The sequence below is a fragment of the Arthrobacter sp. MDB1-55 genome, assembly GCF_059092925.1.
The window spans coordinates 477,029-494,192 of sequence record NZ_JBNHID010000002.1 but is presented as its reverse complement, the minus strand read 5'-3'; the positions used below and the strand labels follow the sequence as shown (position 1 = coordinate 494,192).

Below are 17,164 nucleotides of genomic sequence, written 5' to 3'. Positions count from 1 at the left end.
ATCCACATCCGGGAGGAACACGTGCCAGAAGCAGTAGATGTTGGTTCAGTACTGGGCGGCCGCTATAAGGTCACCGCTTATGTACTGTCCTCTGCTGAGAAGGACCTGGTGCTGGACGGCGTCGATCAGGTATTGAATCGGCCGGTAAGCATACTCGTGGCATCGCCCTCCAACGCCGGCCAGGTTGCTACCAGTGCGCGAGAAGTTGCCACCGGCGAGCGGCCAGGAAACATCCAGGTGCTCGATCTTGGAATCACCGACGCCGGCACGTACCTCGTCACCAACCGCGCTCCTGCTGCGGACCTGCTGGACCTCGTGATCCAGCAGGACGCACCCTACATCGAGCCGTTCTTCACGGACACGCTCGGTTCGGAGATCTTTGGCGTGGCCCGCTCCACGGAGCCGGAAACGTACGACGACGACGATCATTATGACCACGAGGAGGAGCGTCGCCCTTCACGCCTCCCTAAGGCCAGAATGCCGCGCTTCGGGCGTGCAGCGGCAGGTGGCGGCGCTGCAGGTGCTGCGGCGGCTGGGTCAACTCGCTCAGAGCCTGGCACCGCTCCCCAGAACATATCGGCATCCCGCCCCGCCGGCGGCGCCAGCGTGCCCCCGCCGCCGAGCGCGCCTCCCCGCGTGATTGCGGGAGACGAGCAGAATCAGCGCCCGAAGGTCTCCCTCTGGTCTGAAGACGAACAGGACCGCACAGAGGACGCTTCCTCCCGGCGGCCGCCGTCCCGCTTTCCCGCGGGGGCTGCGGCCGGTGGTGCTGCCGCCGGCGCAACCCAGTACGACGACGACGACGCGTACGAGGACTACGCCGACGATGAAGACCGCGAGAACAACCCACGCTTCACCAGGCTGCTGGTCGGTATCGTCCTCGCTATTGTCATTGTCGCCGCCGTCATACTTGCGGTAACTCAGCTTCGGCCTGTCTTCGACCCACCGGTCGCGAACGAAAGTGGAACTGCAGAGAGCAGCCCGGAAGCCTCTGCCAGTGAGAACGCAACGCCTCCTGCGTCCAGTTCAGCCACTCCTGAGCCTGAACTGGTGGAGCCGGTAGCAGTGAATGTCACCCGTCTTGTACCGGACAATCCCGAACTCAACTCGCAGACAGACGCCGATCTTCCCGCAATCATCGACGACAACCCCGCAAGCTTCTGGGGCACCCTGGTCTATGCGAACGAGACCTTCGGTGGACTGGCCCAGAATATGGCGTTGGTAGTTGAGCTGGAGGAGCCGTCAAACGTCTCCGAAATCGTGATTGAACAGCTGAACAGTTCGGGCGGCAGCTTTACCGTGTTGCTGAATGACGAACCTACGCTGGACGGCGCTACCCAGGTGGCACAGTCGGGGTTCACCAGTCCATCAGCAACCTTCAATGTGCCGGATGTCGACGGTGTACCGCCTACAGCTCAGTATGTAATCGTGAACTTCACGCAGCTGCCCCGCCTCTCAAACGTCCAGGCACAGTACCCCTGGGGTATGCGCATCGCAGAGATCAATATCTCCTAGCGCCTGCGCCTCGCCCTTCGATCTCGCGGAATAACGCAGGTCGGAGTGTCGTTGATGCAAGTGATCGCGATCGGACTATCAGGTTTGGTCGTTCTGACCGATAGAAAGGTTCCTTCATTCCGTGAGCACCGAGACACAAGTCGGAAGTAAAGCGTCCGACGACATCCGCGAAGTCATCATCGTCGGATCCGGTCCCGCTGGCTACACAGCCGCCGTATACACCGCCCGGGCGAACCTTTCACCTCTGCTGATCGCCAGTTCAGTCACCGCCGGTGGGGAACTGATGAACACGACCGATGTGGAGAACTACCCCGGGTTCCCTGAGGGGGTAATGGGACCAGACCTCATGGAGAACTTTGAGAAGCAGGCAGCCCGCTTCGGAACCGAGATTCTGTTCGAGGACGTCACCTCGGTTGACCTCTCGGGCGACATCAAGACCGTGACTATCGGCACCGGAGAAACCTTCCGGGCACGCGCTGTCATCATCTCCACTGGGTCGGCCTACCGGGAGCTTGGACTCGAAGACGAGAAGCGGCTGTCCGGACACGGCGTCAGTTGGTGCGCAACGTGTGACGGATTCTTCTTCAAGAATCAGGACATCGCGGTTATCGGAGGCGGCGACTCCGCTATGGAGGAAGCACTCTTCCTCACCAAGTTCGCCCGGTCGGTCACCGTCGTACACCGTCGTGATTCACTTCGGGCCTCCCGCATCATGCAAGACCGAGCCTTGGCGCACGAAAAGATCCGGTTCGAGTGGAATGCTGAAGTAACCGCGATTCACGGCGCCGACAAAGTCACTGGATTGACGCTGTCCAGTACTGTGGATGACTCGACCCGCGAACTCGCTGTCACGGGCGTGTTTGTCGCTATCGGCAACGATCCCAGAATCGACCTCGTCAAGGATCAGCTGAAGCTGACCGAGGAGGGCACTATCGCCGTGCTCGGCCGCACATCGAAGACGTCACTCCCGGGCGTCTTCGCAGCGGGGGACGTCATTGATCCCACCTACCGCCAGGCGATCACAGCCTCCGGTTCGGGATGTGTCGCGGCCATCGACGTCGAGCATTATCTTGCCGATCTTGGCGATTCAGTAGAGACCGCCGCGGAAGTCCCGACCCCCCTGGCTGAAGAAGTTTCTGAAAAGGCTACCGTCTAACCCTCAAGAAGGAGTAGAGAGTATGAGCAACGCTAAAGAAGTAACAGATTCATCGTTCGAAGCGGACGTTATCAACGCTGCTAAACCAGTTCTGGTTGATTTCTGGGCAGAGTGGTGCGGTCCCTGCCGCAAACTCTCTCCCATCCTTGACGATATCGCCGCCGAGCACTCCGAGAAGATCGAAGTCGTCAAACTGAACGTCGATGACAATCCTGCGACTGCGGCGAAATACGGCATTACGTCGATTCCTGCTGTGTTCGTCTTCAAGGATGGCCAAGTTGCAGCCACCTCGATCGGTGCTAAGCCGAAGCAGGTGCTGGAGCAGGAGTTCGCGCAGTTCCTGTAGAAATAAGTTTCGACTAATCCATTAGCCGGGTCGCCCATTGGGAGACCCGGTTTTTGTGTACCGCCTGTGGGAAAGGAGTGCCCACCGGCCTTTCGTGCGGTTTCACGTGAAACGTCAGCAGACGCTCCTTGCTCTCCGAGCCGTTGCAGGACGAGCTATCGCTGCCAGGTGCGACGAATGGCCGTTGGTCATACAGAACTGACGCCAGAACAAGTCTCCAAGTACTCGTGAAAGACAACCGTGGGCGTATTCGGTCTGAGAGCCCGCGAGAGAACTGCATCGACCCGTATGCGTTTTGGATTCCCTAATCCAAATTGCTGCCACTGCCGCAGTAGCTAGCCACTAGGCTTGAAGTTTAGGAAGCTCCTACCGAAGAGTGCGTTCCACGTGAAACGACCGGAGTCCACCAGCACGCCTGCCTACGGCAGGCTGATCGACGAAGTCTTCCTCACGCAGCCCTTCCCTAGATGCAAGCAACGCGGTACAAGGTGACGATCACGGCGGGGAATACCGACATTACGGACGCTCATGAGGTGCGTTCAGAACCCGGCGGAGGCTCGTTCCCTGTCAGGCGAGCCTGGCGATCCTACTCCCAGGATGTCCGAATCTGATCGGTGCCGGCAGGCCCGAAAAGGGTATAGCCCGAGGGTCACGACTGCCGACGTTACGCGAAGACACTGGCGGCGTACGGTCACGTTTGCCCGTGCCCGCCAGTAGTCTCTAGGTTACGAGATGAATCCCTGCCCGCGCTCTGGGTCACGGGGAAGCGGTACAAAGCGATGATGCCTAGGCGCTTGGCGTCAAGCATCGCACCGGCGGTAGGGTGACGCAGGCCTGGGCCACCCTATCGATGTTTCACGTGAAACTGCCCACGAGAACAGCTGCCCATCGGGTGGACCATACGTTGTGCACCGGTTGGAAGGCGACGCCGTATGCTGGCTGTATTCCGACGTCGCGGTTCGTGAGATCACACCCAAAGCCAAGTCGGCGCGAGCGAACACCACCGTTGGGACGCTGATGCGACGTCTCGATCTGAGGATCAACACCAGAGAAGAGCGAGCCCGACCGTTCAGGTAGCCCTCTGCTCAAATTGAACATCACCTTGAGAGGACTGGTCACCACTGGGCGCATAGAGGATCACGGCGCGCTTCGTACACGGCTCGACCTTCCGAAACCACGCTCGACCACAAGAGCCGGCGCAGTGCTGGTTGTTATGTACTTCTATTAGCGTTGTCTGATCAGTCAGGAATGATCGCGCTCTGATACTTTCCCCGCGGTGTTTCACGTGAAACGCTCTTCCCTCTTAGCCCTTAGCTCTAAGCTCTAAGCTCTAAGGAGCAATCCTTCCTGCCGCATGGGGGGCCGGTACCGTAGTTCCACCGTACTAAAGTAGCGAGTCCGGATATGACGTGCGATTCACCGCTAACAGCAAGGGCGAAAGCCAGCCTGTGCCGAAGAACGAGCTGATCAGCAGTCTCCGAGCTGGTACTCCACTGGCTGGCGTATGGGCGGGGGGGCCCTCAGCACGCAGGAACGTGGTGGAAGGCCGCTGTTCTCGGTTGTTGGCACCGCACGCAGGCATCCGCCCTAGTTCAAGCGCGCTTTGGTTCGTTCCTTTCCCTTCTTTTCAAAGGCACTCGGACCTTAACAGAAGTGTGCGCGGCAGGCGTTCGCTGTTTCACGTGAAGCACCTAGAACGTGGCGAAGCAGAAGCTCGGTCGCAGCGCCTGTGCGCTGCCCGCTTCAGTCTCGCAAACCAGCCTCACCTACAAGTTGAGCTGGAGCCCATAATGGCGGCACTTAGAGCATGCGGCCATGCTAGGCCCAACATAGGACTAGGTAACGCTGCGGAGGAGCCGGTGCTGAACGTGCCGCAGGGACCGCACGAAAGCTACTGCCCTTGCCTATAGGGGATCCGAGAGATTGGGCGGGTCCCGCCCAGTGCCAGCCTGGCGCCACTGCCATGCTCACCACGTCCATGCGCAATACGGAGGCCACGCCTCCATGAGACGACGCTGGGCCCGCGGATCGTTTCACGTGAAACGCCCTGAGCGACTGCCGGAACTGTCGTGTCACCGAGCGCCTGGGCCCCCGGCTGGAGGGTGAATGAAGGTGCGGGATCTCAGTGGCGCGGCATCCGTTCCGCTACTGTTTCAGTCCAGGCGCGGTTGAATCGCCATCCGGCTGTGCTGCGGATCTGCAACTAGGAAGGCAAACAAGCGCTGGCCGAGCGTTTCCCGCCTCCCTATGAACAGCCTGGTGGAATCCCTCCTTGAGGACTACGACAGGCTGACGAAATCTTGCCCCAGACACGACCCACATAGCACGCACAGGCCGTTTCACGTGAAACAGCCTCGATTGCGCTCGGCGTAGGGTCTCACCAGTTGACTAACACTCTGAGACGGACGATCAGCGAGCCTGTGAGATCGGGCGCTCCAGGTTGGAGAGGGTTCGTGGTGGCGGGGGACTTACAGCGTCATATGAACAGTCACGCTTGCGGATCGAAGAATGACCGATGAAGCAGCGTACAGATCCGCTCCACTCCTTAAACAGAATGCCTCGTTCGGACGTGTGGTCGGGCCTGGCAATGAACCGGACGACTATGGTCTCCGGCCCGGCGACGTTGCTACCTCGGTCATCTAGCGAAAGGCACCGTTTCACGTGAAACGGTGCCTTTCCACATTGCCTATGAGGAGGGAGTAAGAACGCCCATGATGCGATTGAGGTCATCGACACTTGCGAACTCGATACTGACGCGGCCTTTCTTTGCACCCAGGGTGATCTTCACGTTGGTGTCGAGCCGGTCCGAAAGTGAGGTGGCGAGGTAATCGAGGCGCTCATGTCGAGCACCCGCGCGCGGGTTTGAGGGCTTGGTCGGACGCCGGAGTCCGTCGCTCATTGCAACGATCTCTTCCGTCGACCGCACCGATAACCCTTCAGCAACTATGCGCTGCGCAAGCTTCTCCATTTCAGCCGGATCTGAGAGACCCAGGAGCGCACGAGCGTGTCCCGCGCTCAGCACACCCGCAGCAAGGCGACGCTGTACAAGCGGGGGCAGCTTCATGAGACGTAGCGTGTTGGAAATCTGAGGACGTGAGCGCCCGATGCGAACGGCCAGCTCCTCCTGTGAACATCCAAAATCCTCGAGTAGCTGCTGGTATGCAGCCGCTTCCTCAAGCGGGTTCAGTTGACTGCGGTGAAGGTTCTCGAGAAGCGCGTCACGAAGCAAGTCATCATCAGTCGTATCTCGAATGATCGCCGGAACTGTTTCCAGGCCGGCTTCCTTCGACGCGCGCCAACGACGCTCGCCCATCACCAGTTCGTAGGCATGTTCCCCACCCTCTGAGGAGGCACGGACCACGACTGGCTGGAGCACGCCAATCTCTCGAACAGAGTGAACAAGTTCAGCCATCTCGTCTTCATCGAAGACGGTACGCGGCTGCTTCCGGTTGGGATGAATCGAGTTAATCGGAAGCTCAGCGAAGCGCGCACCGGGCACCTCCCTGAGCGTTTCACGTGGAACGTCGACACCCGAGACATCCTCGTCTTCCGCTATCACCGAGGAGGACGCTTTAACCTCGATGGAGTCGTTCTTCTCGTCTACGGAACCTCCAGAATCTCCGACGGAAACCTGTGCTGCTTCGCTGTCAGTAGCTTCTCCGGACGCTGCAGCCAGTGTCGTCTGAGTATCTGCAGCCAGCTCTACAGAGGCGGTAGACGGCGTACGATCATCAGCAGGTTCAGTCGCAACCTCGTGAACCGCGGCGTCCGCTACTGTCGAGTCCTCCTGCACGTTATCGGCCGCGGTCTTCCCGCCGGTTTTGACGCTTGCGCCGGCCTTGGGCTTCGCTGGCTTGGTTGCTGGCCCGCGCTTCACTGCTGCCTGCGCGCGTCCACTGGTCCTCTTGGATGGCGCCGTCAGCGCATCCTTATTGATGGAAGTACGGCCAGGCGCGGTACGCGCACGGGCACCCTGCGTGCCAGAATCATCGTTCTCAGCCGACTCTTTCGGCTCAGGCGAGGGAAAGAAGAGGTCAACCGGCCGACCCCGTTCGGCTACCCTGGTGCCACCGTTCGATGCTGAGCCATCTTGCTGCTCTGCGCTGCTCGGAATGAGAGCACCCAGTCCCCGACCTAGACCCCTACGCTTCTCAGGCATGAAACGGTTCCTCTCAAAGGAGAGCAGACAAACTGCAGCGATTGATATCGCGTCCAGTCTACTGTGATCGCCCTGCTTATCAGCGCAGGCGCTCTAGGCGCGCTCGGCGATTTCTGCCGCTGCCTCCAGGTATGACAACGCGCCGCTGGAGGATGGATCGTACGTAAGTACGGTCTGTTGGTAGCTTGGAGCCTCGGATATGCGCACTGATCGAGGGACTACGGCCTTCAATACCTGATGCGGGAAGTGCTCACGAACCTCGGCCGCTACCTGAGCAGCAAGGTTAGTGCGACCGTCATACATCGTGAGCAGAATGGTTGACACAACCAGGTCCGCGTTGAGGTGCTTCTGAATCATCTCTATGTTCTTCAGCAGCTGGCTTAGCCCTTCAAGCGCGTAATACTCGCACTGAATCGGAATCAGCACCTCGCGGGCAGCAACAAATGCGTTCACCGTCAGCAGCCCGAGGCTCGGCGGACAATCGATGAAGATGTAATCCAGCCGCTCCTGCCCGTTCTCCTTGCGATCCTTCGCATACAGTTCAATCGCGCGACGGAGACGCTGTTCACGAGCTACCAGCGACACCAGCTCGATCTCCGCACCAGCCAGATGGATGGTGGCAGGCGCACAGATCAGATTGGGAACATCCGGGCAGGGCGCCACAACGCTGGATAGGGGGAGGTCATCGATCAGTACGTCGTAGATGCTGTCGACTTCGGCGTGGTGCTCAATGCCAAGGGCGGTAGAAGCGTTGCCCTGTGGGTCAATATCGATGACCAACACGTTCAACCCAGCGGACGCCAAAGCTGCCGCGAGATTGACCGTTGTGGTGGTCTTACCCACTCCGCCCTTCTGATTGCTCACGGTGAGCACCCGGGTCTCGGCCGGGCGAGGGAGCTTACGTCCAGACAGCTTCTCACGGCGCCGTGTTTCGGAAGCGAGCTCCCGGGCTAGCGGAGTGCTGTCGTCCAGGACGTCGATCACATTCTTCGTACTGATCGATTTCGCGCTGACGTTCGAGCCTGAGTTGCTCGAAATGTCTGCGACACCTGTTTCACGTGAAACGATGCCAGTGTTGACCGGATTGGAAAACACTTCAGGTTGAATATCAGCGATTGTGATAGCCAGAGATGTGCCCATCGTCGACGTAGGCTGCTCACGCCGCGTGGCAGAATCTTTCGTCACAAGCTTCTCGCTCACTTTCAGGTGCCGGGTGGGTCCACTCTAGGTTATCTGGTATAGCCCCATTACCTCGGCAGGCAACCCGCAGTATGCCGAAGTTCCGGATCGCTGACAGGATCAGCGGACGACGACGATGCGGACCACAGTCGTCGGTTCGTCCAGCAGTGCGCTGCCGGCCGTTTCTACACTCGTGCTCTTCCCGCCCAGACGACGAATGACCTTGGCTGCCTTTTCCACCTCTTCGGCCGCGCTTCGACCCTTGATAGCGAGCACCTCTCCGGAACGCTTCAGGAGCGGCATCGTCAAGGTGGCCAGGCTGGACAAAGCTGATACTGCGCGCGCAGTGACGACGTTTACCTCGAACTTGCCCACGGCCTGCTCAGCACGCCCCCGAAAAATCTCCACGTTGGTGAGGCCAAGGTCATCTGTCACTTCACGCAGCCAATTGACCCTGCGTTCGAGCGGCTCAATCAGAACAAAGGACGCATCAGGGCGCGCAATCGCCAGAGCCAGCCCTGGCAAACCAGCTCCACTACCGACGTCGGCCACTGCCGCATCTGCCGGGATCAGCTCTCCAACCACTGCACAGTTCAATACGTGGCGGTCCCATAGCCGCGGCAATTCACGCGGGCCCAGAAGTCCCCGTTCGATTCCCGAGGTGGCCAGGTGTTCCACAAAGCGCTCGGCGAGCGTGAATCGATCCCCGAATATGCTGCGAGCTGCCTCTAATTCCTTGCTACCGATCTCGATCGTCAAGCGCGAGCCCTCCTAGGAAAAGACAGCCGAGCTCAGGAGCCGGCCGAGACTACAATATGGCGCCGGGAGCCCTCGCCCTCGGACTCACTGACCATGCCAAGATCAGCAATGATGTCATGCACGATCTTCCGCTCATAAGCAGACATCGGGGCCAGCGCAACCTCTTCGCCAGTTTCCTTGACCTTGCCAACAGCTTCTTCGGCAATCTCGCGAAGCTCCTTGTTGCGCGCGTCACGGAAACCGTCAATGTCGAGGACGAGTCGTGAGCGATGCTCGGTCGAGGTAAGCACGGAGAGTCGGGCCAGTTCCTGCAGAGCTTCGAGGACCTCTCCGTCGTGTCCCACCAGGGCCTGCAAGCCCTGGGCGTCATTGTCTTCGGACACGATAGAGATGTACGTACGCCCGTTGCGCACCTCGATGTCGATGTCTCCGTCTATGTCGGCGATATCCAGGAGTTCCTCGAGGTAATCCGCAGCGATGTCACCTTCATCTTCCGCGGAGCCTCCACCGTCCTGGACAGCTGCTTGCTCGTCAACGGCTTCGAGAGTCTCGTCCTGCATGTTGTCAGTGCTCATTTGCGTTTCCTGTTCTTGCGCTGCGGCTGTACTCGTTGAGCTTTGGGCTGCGCTACTACCTCAACAGCGGGTTCGGCCTTCTTTTCGCCAAGTAGCGGCACCATCGGCAGCCCCTTCTTCGCGCGGCGCTCCGCCAGGGCCTTCGCAGCTGGGGAACCTGGAGTGGGCATCCGACGAATCACATAGAACTGCTGCACCATGGTCCACAGGTTGGTGGTGGTCCAGTAGATGAGTACACCGATGGGGAAGTTGATGCCGCCTACGCCAAAGACCAGCGGAAGGATGTAGAGCATGATCTTCTGCTGACGCATGAAGGGGCTCTGCATGGCCTCTTCCGACATGTTCTTGGCCATGATTTGCTTCTGCGTAATGAACTGCGAAGCCGTCATCGCCAGAATCATGATGATGGACAGGACCACGACCGATGTATGACCTTCGGTACCGAACCCGTGAAGCAATGAAGAGGAGAGTGGTGCTCCGAAGATCTCAGCCGAGTCGAACTGGCGAACATCCTCGACGGTGAGGGCACCGATGCCTTCACCTCTGTCACTGGCGGTCGACACGCCGTTCAGAACCGTGAAGAGCGCAAAGAAGAACGGCATCTGGATGAGGATCGGCAGACATGCGGCGAACGGATTGGTTCCGTGCTTCTTGTAGAGCGCCATCTGCTCCTGCGTCATGGCCTGACGCGAGAGCTGATCCGTTTTGCCCTTGTACTTCTGCTGCAGTTTCCGAAGATCAGGCTGAAGTGCCTGCATCCCACGCTGGGCCTTGATCTGCTTGACGAAGACCGGAATCAGCGCCGCACGGATTACGACAACGAGACCAACAATGGACAGAGTCCAGGTCCACCCCGACGCTGCGTCCATACCAAGGAAGGTGAATCCTTCGTGGAAAGCCCACATCACCCAGGACACCAGCCACCGGAAGGGCAGGAGAATCGTCTCGAAGAAATCCATAATCTATTGCTCCTCAGGCCGCGGGGCGGCTTTCCTCATCTGCAGGAATCACCGGGTGATTCAGCACTACAATCTGTGGCTCTTCGCCCGGTGCAAAACGTCTTCCTCCGACCGGCACATGATCAACACCGCCGTCGTTCCAGGGATGACAGCGACACAGTCGCTTAGCGGCGAACCACGAACCTTTCAGAGCGCCGTGAACTGTCACTGCTTCAAGCGCATATGCCGAGCAGGAAGGAAAGAATCGGCACACCGGACCGTAAAGAGGCGAAATCGACTTGCGGTACACCATCAGAATACCGGCCAGAACGGCGCGGGGCATAAGTGCCCACCGGGAGAGACTCGACGGCGAATGATCCGCTGTCATTTGCCGTCTCCCTTTCTGCCGCCGCCCTTGCTGAACCGCTTCACGCTTGATGCCAGACACCGCTCGAAGTCCGCCCTGAGGTCGGACCAATTCGCTGAGGCTGCCGGGGGCAGTGCGCGCACAACAACATCGATCCCCTCCGGTCGTTGAACCAGAGCAGATGCCGCTGCTTCTCTCAGTCTCCTCTTAACGAGGTTCCTTGTGACGGCGTTCCCAACATTCTTCGACACAATGAATCCGAACCTGGAGGGTGCGTCCGTATCGGTTCCAACCGCATATAACACCAAGTTCCGGCACCCTGATCGGGCACCGGAACGAACGGTATATGAAAAATCTGTGGCCGTCCGCACTCTGTGGGCGGTAGAGAGCACCTGGAGCTCCGGGACGGTCAGGGCGCTGTCAGAGGACCAGCGCCGGTGGGTGAATTAACTGATACTAAGCCGAAAGCTCGGTACGTCCCTTGCCACGACGCGCAGCCAGGATGGCGCGGCCGGCGCGGGTACGCATGCGAAGGCGGAAACCGTGCTTCTTGGCACGACGGCGGTTATTCGGCTGAAAGGTCCGCTTGCTCACTGTGATACTCCAGAACGTTCTTGGCATGCGCTGCCGTTGCAACAAGGGGGAAGAACGGACCGGCGCAATGAAGTTGTAGTACATCTGCCTTGCCTGCCCACGGCATACTGCTCAGCGATCAGCCGTTGGTATGGGGGCATGCGAAATGCAGACATAAAGGACTACATAACGTTAGGGCACCGGGCACAGCAGGGTCAAACCGACTCAGTGATGGCTCCTGTCCCCATGGTAGGGCGGGGCATGTGGACAACCGTGGCTTCAAGCGCCTTTCCCGCCGGCTCTCGGTAGCAGTTCACGTGATCTTATCCACAGGATTTCCGCCAGCTATCCGTTGTAATTTTCATCGTCTAGTGTTGCCGGGTGGCGTATTTATCCACGGGCTGTGCATAAGTCTGTGGATTGGTGCCTGTGTAGGGGCCTGGATGGGCTGGCTGAACTTCCAACTGAGGACGCGAGTGAGTACCGACGAGATCAACGATGTAGGCAGCTCCTGGCGCAAGGTGATTCGTACCCTTGAACAGGATGATCGGATTTCGCCGCGCCAGCGCGGATTTGTGGTCCTCGCACAGGCGCAGGGACTGATTGGCACAACGCTTCTCGTCGCCGTTCCTAATGAACTCACACGTGAAGTGCTCCAGAGTCAGCTCAAGAGCCCGCTCAATGACGCATTGCGTGACGTTTTCCGCGAAGAAATTCAGTGCGCTTTCGTCATCGACCCGGACCTTACTCCGATCATCGAGGAGGAGCCAGAAGAGGTTCCGGAGGAAATTGCGCAGCGCGATCAGGCTCCTTCACCCACACCGCCGAGCAACTCTCACGAGTTCGGGCGTCTCAATCCCAAGTACATCTTCGACACCTTCGTGATCGGTTCGTCGAACCGATTTGCCCACGCGGCGGCGGTCGCTGTAGCCGAGGCACCTGCCAAGGCGTACAACCCCCTGTTCATTTACGGTGACTCGGGACTTGGGAAGACCCACCTGCTGCACGCCATCGGGCACTATGCCAGGCACCTCTATACGGGTATTCGCGTTCGGTACGTGAATTCAGAGGAGTTCACCAACGACTTCATCAACTCAATCAGGGATGACGAAGGGACGAGCTTTAAGCAGACCTACCGGAACGTCGACATTCTCCTCATCGACGACATCCAGTTCCTTTCCGGCAAGGACAGGACCCAGGAGGAGTTCTTCCACACCTTCAATGCCCTCCACAACCACAACAAGCAGGTAGTGATCACATCCGACCTGCCGCCCAAGCAGTTGTCCGGGTTTGAAGAGAGAATGCGCTCCCGCTTCGAGTGGGGACTTCTGACTGATATCCAGCCGCCCGAACTCGAGACGCGAATCGCCATCCTTCGCAAAAAGGCAATCAGCGAAGGGTTGAGTGCCCCGGACGAGGTTCTCGAATACATAGCGTCGAAGATTTCCACCAATATCCGCGAGCTGGAAGGCGCCCTCATCCGGGTTACGGCGTTCGCGAGCCTGAATCGCCAGGCAGTCGACGAGAATCTGGCAGAAATCGTACTCAAGGACCTCATCACCGACGACGGCGCCCAAGAGATTACATCGGCGCTGATTATGGCTCAGACGGCCGAGTACTTCAACATCACGCTGGATGACCTATGCAGCAAATCACGGACACGAACCCTCGTTACGGCTCGACAGATCGCGATGTACCTCTGCCGGGAGTTGACCGATATGTCTCTTCCCAAAATCGGAGCCGAACTCGGCGGCCGGGACCATACGACCGTCATCCACGCTGACCGTAAGATCCGCGAACTCATGGCCGAACGCCGCGCCATCTATAACCAGGTGACCGAGCTTACGAACCGAATCAAGCATCACCGCAAGGATGCGTAGGTGACCTCAAGCGCCGCAGCGAGCTGAATTAACAGCTGTGGAAAGAATTGTGGACAACCCTTTGTTTGTGGTGGACGTTAATGAGGACAAGCACCGTCGAGCCTGTGGACCCGCTGAATCACAAGGATCTCGTACACACCGTCCAGAGGCAGCCGGCGTCCTGAGTGCACAACCTGTCAACAGGGAAAACTCCCGGAACCGCACCGATCCTTCCGGTTATCCACAGTATCCACAGGAGTTATTAACACTACTGATCCTTAAACCCCGATCTTGTCCAAATAACATTTCCCCTTCGTCCACCCCGGCAAGCCACCCCACTGTGTCGCGCTAAGCTGTGACTCAGTAGAGTTGACCTTCGCTCACCCGTCCTCCTTTGCCGGAAGGGTCGAGGATGTGTGACTTCCCCCGATGTACCTCGCGAAAGGCGGCACCCTTCAGTGAAATTCCGAGTCGAGCGCGATGTCCTGGCCGAGGCCGTAACGTGGACGGCTCGTTCCCTGTCACCGCGGCCTCCCGTGCCTGTGCTTTCGGGTTTGTTGATCAAGGCCGGCGCCGGCAGCCTCAGCCTCGCGAGCTTCGATTATGAGATATCGGCCCGTCTTGAAATCCCTGCGGATATAGCGGAAGAGGGCACAATCCTTGTGTCCGGACGGCTGCTCGCCGATATCTGCCGCAGCTTGCCGTCTGCGCCGGTCGAGGTGGAAACGGATGGCTCGAAGGTCACGTTGACCTGCCGGAACAGCCGCTTCAACCTCGCAACCATGCCCGAAGCGGAGTACCCCGAACTTCCGGCCCTCCCTGATGTCAGCGGTGTTGTTGACGGAGATGCATTCGCCGAAGCCGTGTCACAGGTCATCATTGCAGCAAGCCGTGACGACACTCTGCCGATTCTGACCGGTGTCCGTATGGAGATCGAGGAAGACCTCATCACGTTCCTCGCCACCGACCGGTACAGGCTTGCTCTCCGCGAACTGTCCTGGAAGCCCACCAACCCGGGAATCTCAACCAGTGCTTTGGTGAAGGCAAAAACGTTGAGTGAGGTAGCCAAGACGCTTGGTGGTGCGGGAGATCTCAAGATCGCACTCTCCGACAACAGCGAACTGATCGGCTTCGAAAGCGGCGGCCGGCGCACAACATCGCTGCTGGTCGACGGTGACTACCCCAAAATCCGTTCTCTCTTCCCGGAAAATACGCCAATCCATGCGACTGTGGAGACCAGCCAGCTCGTTGAAGCAGTTCGCCGCGTTGCCCTGGTCGCAGAACGCAATACGCCTGTAAGGCTTGCGTTCAGCGCAGGCCAGGTAGTGCTCGATGCTGGTACAGGCGAAGACGCGCAGGCTTCGGAAGCGATTGAAGCAACGCTGGATGGGGACGACATCACCGTCGCTTTCAATCCGCACTACCTGAGCGAAGGTCTCGGCGCCTTCAGCAGCAAATTCGTACGTTTCTCCTTCACGACTCCGCCGAAGCCCGCTGTTATCTCAGCTCAGGAAGAAGCTACCGGTGAGGACCGTGAAGACTACCGATACCTGCTCATGCCGGTGAGGCTACCCAACCAGTAGAGTCGTCGCCCGCCCCCAGTCAACCGAACCATGGAGGACACTATGCACATCGGCCTGATCGGTCTCGGAAAAATGGGGTACAACATGCGGGAGCGGCTTCGCTCACGCGGTGTTGAAGTAACCGGGTATGACCGGAATCCGGATGTCTCCGACGTCGCCACCGTCGATGACCTCATTGCTGCTCTGCCTACGCCACGTGTTGTCTGGGTCATGGTGCCGGCGGGCAGCATCACGGACCAGGTCATCAGTGAGCTCGGAGAGAAGCTGGCTGAAGGCGACCTCGTCATCGATGGTGGAAACACGAAGTTCAGCAGCGACCAGGAACACAGCGAAGCGCTCGCCCCGAAAGGCATCCACTTTGTCGACTGCGGGGTTTCCGGTGGTGTCTGGGGACTCGAGAACGGGTATGGCCTGATGGTCGGCGGCGCTGAGGCCGACGTCGAACGTCTCATGCCGGTGTTTGACGCGCTACGCCCCGACGGAGCACGCGAAGAAAGCTTTGTTCACGTAGGTGAGACAGGCGCCGGGCACTACGCGAAAATGGTGCACAACGGCATCGAGTATGGCCTGATGCAGGCTTACGCGGAAGGGTATGAACTGCTCGAAGCGAAAGACATCATTAAGGACGTCCCCGGTACCTTCCGGGCATGGCAAAAAGGCACCGTCGTACGATCCTGGCTACTGGACCTGCTGGTCAAGGCACTCGAGGAAGATCCTAAACTCAGCAATGTCGGTGCGTACATCGAAGATTCCGGTGAGGGCCGTTGGACCGTTGAGCAGGCGATCGCCAACGAAGTGGCAGCGCCCGCGATCACAGCAGCGCTCTTTGCACGCTTCAGTTCACGCCAGGAAGATGCACCCTCGTTGAAGATGGTGGCCGCGCTGCGGAACCAGTTTGGCGGCCACGCGGTGCGACCGCCCCGGAATTCCGCATGATTGAGTCGCGGTGTACGTCCAGCATCTCTCTCTGACAGATTTCCGCAGTTATTCGCAGCTTGACGTGGCGCTCGAACCCGGCGTGACGGTGTTCGTAGGCCCAAATGGAGTCGGCAAGACCAATATCGTCGAGGCCATCGGATACCTGGGGTCCCTGTCGTCGCATCGCGTAAGTACGGACAAGCCGCTCATCGCCTTCGATGCCGAACGGGCGCTGGTTCGTGGGCGGTTGGTGCGTGGGGCGCAGGCTACGAGCGTCGAACTGGAGATCAACGGAGACCGCGGTAATCGTGCGCGGATCAATCGTGCGAACCCCGTGCGCGCGCGCGATGCTGCCGGCATTCTCCGGACGGTTCTGTTCGCGCCCGAGGACCTCGCATTGGTGAAGGGAGATCCCTCCAATCGTCGGCGGTTCCTGGATGACCTCATGGTGCAGTTGGTTCCGCACCACGCGGGCATCAGGGCGGATTATGAGCGTGTGTTGAAACAACGCAATGCCCTGCTCAAGTCCCTCCGCGGAGGCAGACTGTCCACTGCCCATCAAGCGACGCTCGAGGTATGGGACCAACATCTGGCGACGGTCGGATCCCAGCTTCTGCACGCGCGCCTCGCGGTTTTGACCAGACTTCTGCCGCACGTCCAGAAGGCCTACCGCGAGCTGACCGACGGCACCAAGGTTGCCAACGCAGCGTATCGATCGTCCCTCATCGGCCCCTTGCCCGACGACGACGGCGAGTCGGCGCCGACTGCGGAAGATCTGAGTACTCTCTCCGTCGATGAGATTACCGAACGGTTTTTGGCAGCGATCGCTGAACAGCGCCGACGCGAGACGGAACGCGGGATTTCCCTTGTCGGCCCGCATCGCGACGAGGTCGAGTTGATGCTCGGTCGAGCGCTCGTCAAGGGATACGCCTCCCACGGCGAAACCTGGTCCATGGCTCTCGCGCTCCGTCTCGGTTCGTACTACCTCCTCAACGATGACGACCAGACGCCGGGTTCTTCGCCGGTGCTCATCCTCGACGATGTCTTCGCTGAACTCGACGCTGACCGCCGGGAACGGTTGGCGTCGGTGGTGGCCGGTGCTGAACAGGTCCTCGTGACAGCAGCGGTAGGTGACGACGTGCCAAGTGCGCTTGACGGACGGCAATTCTCGGTCGTCCCGGGAGGGTTCCGTGAAATACCGGCCTGAAGACGAAGCCGCCAAAGCCCACGGTAGACC

15 protein-coding genes are annotated in these 17,164 nt (G+C 59.3%); 7 read left to right on the top strand and 8 right to left on the bottom strand.

Translation table 11 applies throughout. The features are described from left to right. Positions 1-21 precede the first annotated feature (21 nt). The 3 genes from AC5RU3_RS09595 (at position 22) to trxA (ending at position 3,017) form a co-directional block, all read left to right on the top strand. Positions 22-1,515, top strand: coding sequence for an ABC transporter substrate-binding protein (locus AC5RU3_RS09595; protein WP_493965376.1), 1,494 nt, complete (start codon positions 22-24; stop codon positions 1,513-1,515). Between the two features lie 121 nt (positions 1,516-1,636). Beyond that, positions 1,637-2,671: a thioredoxin-disulfide reductase gene (trxB, locus tag AC5RU3_RS09590; RefSeq protein WP_493965375.1), complete on the top strand. Its 1,035-nt coding sequence runs from the start codon at positions 1,637-1,639 to the stop codon at positions 2,669-2,671. Between the two features lie 22 nt (positions 2,672-2,693). Next, on the top strand, positions 2,694-3,017 hold the full coding sequence (gene trxA / locus AC5RU3_RS09585) for a thioredoxin (protein ID WP_309072732.1): 324 nt from the start codon (positions 2,694-2,696) through the stop codon (positions 3,015-3,017). Between the two features lie 2,686 nt (positions 3,018-5,703). Here the strand turns inward: trxA and AC5RU3_RS09580 are convergent. From AC5RU3_RS09580 to rpmH, 8 genes are all read right to left on the bottom strand, one after another. Beyond that, entirely contained in the window at positions 5,704-7,176 is a 1,473-nt protein-coding gene (locus AC5RU3_RS09580; protein WP_493965374.1) for a ParB/RepB/Spo0J family partition protein, read from the bottom strand. Positions 7,177-7,269: 93 nt separating this feature from the next. Beyond that, positions 7,270-8,271 (bottom strand): ParA family protein, encoded by a 1,002-nt coding sequence (locus tag AC5RU3_RS09575; protein WP_493965373.1) that lies wholly within the window; start codon positions 8,269-8,271, stop codon positions 7,270-7,272. A 204-nt stretch (positions 8,272-8,475) separates the two neighbouring features. Beyond that, a complete protein-coding gene (gene rsmG, locus AC5RU3_RS09570; protein ID WP_493965618.1) occupies positions 8,476-9,108 on the bottom strand; it encodes a 16S rRNA (guanine(527)-N(7))-methyltransferase RsmG in 633 nt (210 codons plus the stop codon). A gap of 38 nt (positions 9,109-9,146) precedes the next feature. After that, positions 9,147-9,689: a Jag family protein gene (locus AC5RU3_RS09565; protein WP_309070436.1), complete on the bottom strand. Its 543-nt coding sequence runs from the start codon at positions 9,687-9,689 to the stop codon at positions 9,147-9,149. Then, the gene (yidC, locus tag AC5RU3_RS09560; RefSeq protein WP_309070437.1) at positions 9,686-10,648 is read right to left on the bottom strand and encodes a membrane protein insertase YidC; all 963 of its coding nucleotides are present in this window, start codon (positions 10,646-10,648) and stop codon (positions 9,686-9,688) included. Before yidC ends, AC5RU3_RS09565 begins: the two co-directional genes overlap by 4 nt. 13 nt (positions 10,649-10,661) lie before the next feature. Further along, positions 10,662-11,015, bottom strand: a complete 354-nt coding sequence (gene yidD / locus AC5RU3_RS09555; protein ID WP_309070438.1) for a membrane protein insertion efficiency factor YidD — start codon at positions 11,013-11,015, stop codon at positions 10,662-10,664. After that, on the bottom strand, positions 11,012-11,386 hold the full coding sequence (gene rnpA, locus AC5RU3_RS09550; RefSeq protein WP_309070439.1) for a ribonuclease P protein component: 375 nt from the start codon (positions 11,384-11,386) through the stop codon (positions 11,012-11,014). The genes yidD and rnpA overlap by 4 nt, the downstream gene beginning before the upstream one ends. Before the next feature lie 64 nt (positions 11,387-11,450). Continuing rightward, positions 11,451-11,588 carry a 50S ribosomal protein L34 gene (rpmH, locus tag AC5RU3_RS09545; RefSeq protein WP_003800212.1) on the bottom strand — a complete coding sequence of 46 codons (138 nt, stop codon included), beginning with the start codon at positions 11,586-11,588 and terminating at the stop codon, positions 11,451-11,453. 455 nt (positions 11,589-12,043) lie between these two features. Here rpmH and dnaA point away from each other — a divergent pair, with 455 nt between their 5' ends. The 4 genes from dnaA (at position 12,044) to recF (ending at position 17,134) form a co-directional block, all read left to right on the top strand. Beyond that, positions 12,044-13,447: a chromosomal replication initiator protein DnaA gene (gene dnaA / locus AC5RU3_RS09540; RefSeq protein WP_309123722.1), complete on the top strand. Its 1,404-nt coding sequence runs from the start codon at positions 12,044-12,046 to the stop codon at positions 13,445-13,447. A 437-nt stretch (positions 13,448-13,884) separates the two neighbouring features. Next, complete coding sequence (gene dnaN, locus AC5RU3_RS09535; RefSeq protein ID WP_309070441.1) at positions 13,885-15,009, top strand: DNA polymerase III subunit beta; 1,125 nt, start codon at positions 13,885-13,887, stop codon at positions 15,007-15,009. Between the two features lie 42 nt (positions 15,010-15,051). Further along, positions 15,052-15,945, top strand: coding sequence for a phosphogluconate dehydrogenase (NAD(+)-dependent, decarboxylating) (gene gnd / locus AC5RU3_RS09530; RefSeq protein WP_309070442.1), 894 nt, complete (start codon positions 15,052-15,054; stop codon positions 15,943-15,945). A gap of 10 nt (positions 15,946-15,955) precedes the next feature. After that, positions 15,956-17,134: a DNA replication/repair protein RecF gene (gene recF / locus AC5RU3_RS09525; protein WP_309070443.1), complete on the top strand. Its 1,179-nt coding sequence runs from the start codon at positions 15,956-15,958 to the stop codon at positions 17,132-17,134. The last annotated feature ends 30 nt before the right edge of the window (positions 17,135-17,164 follow it).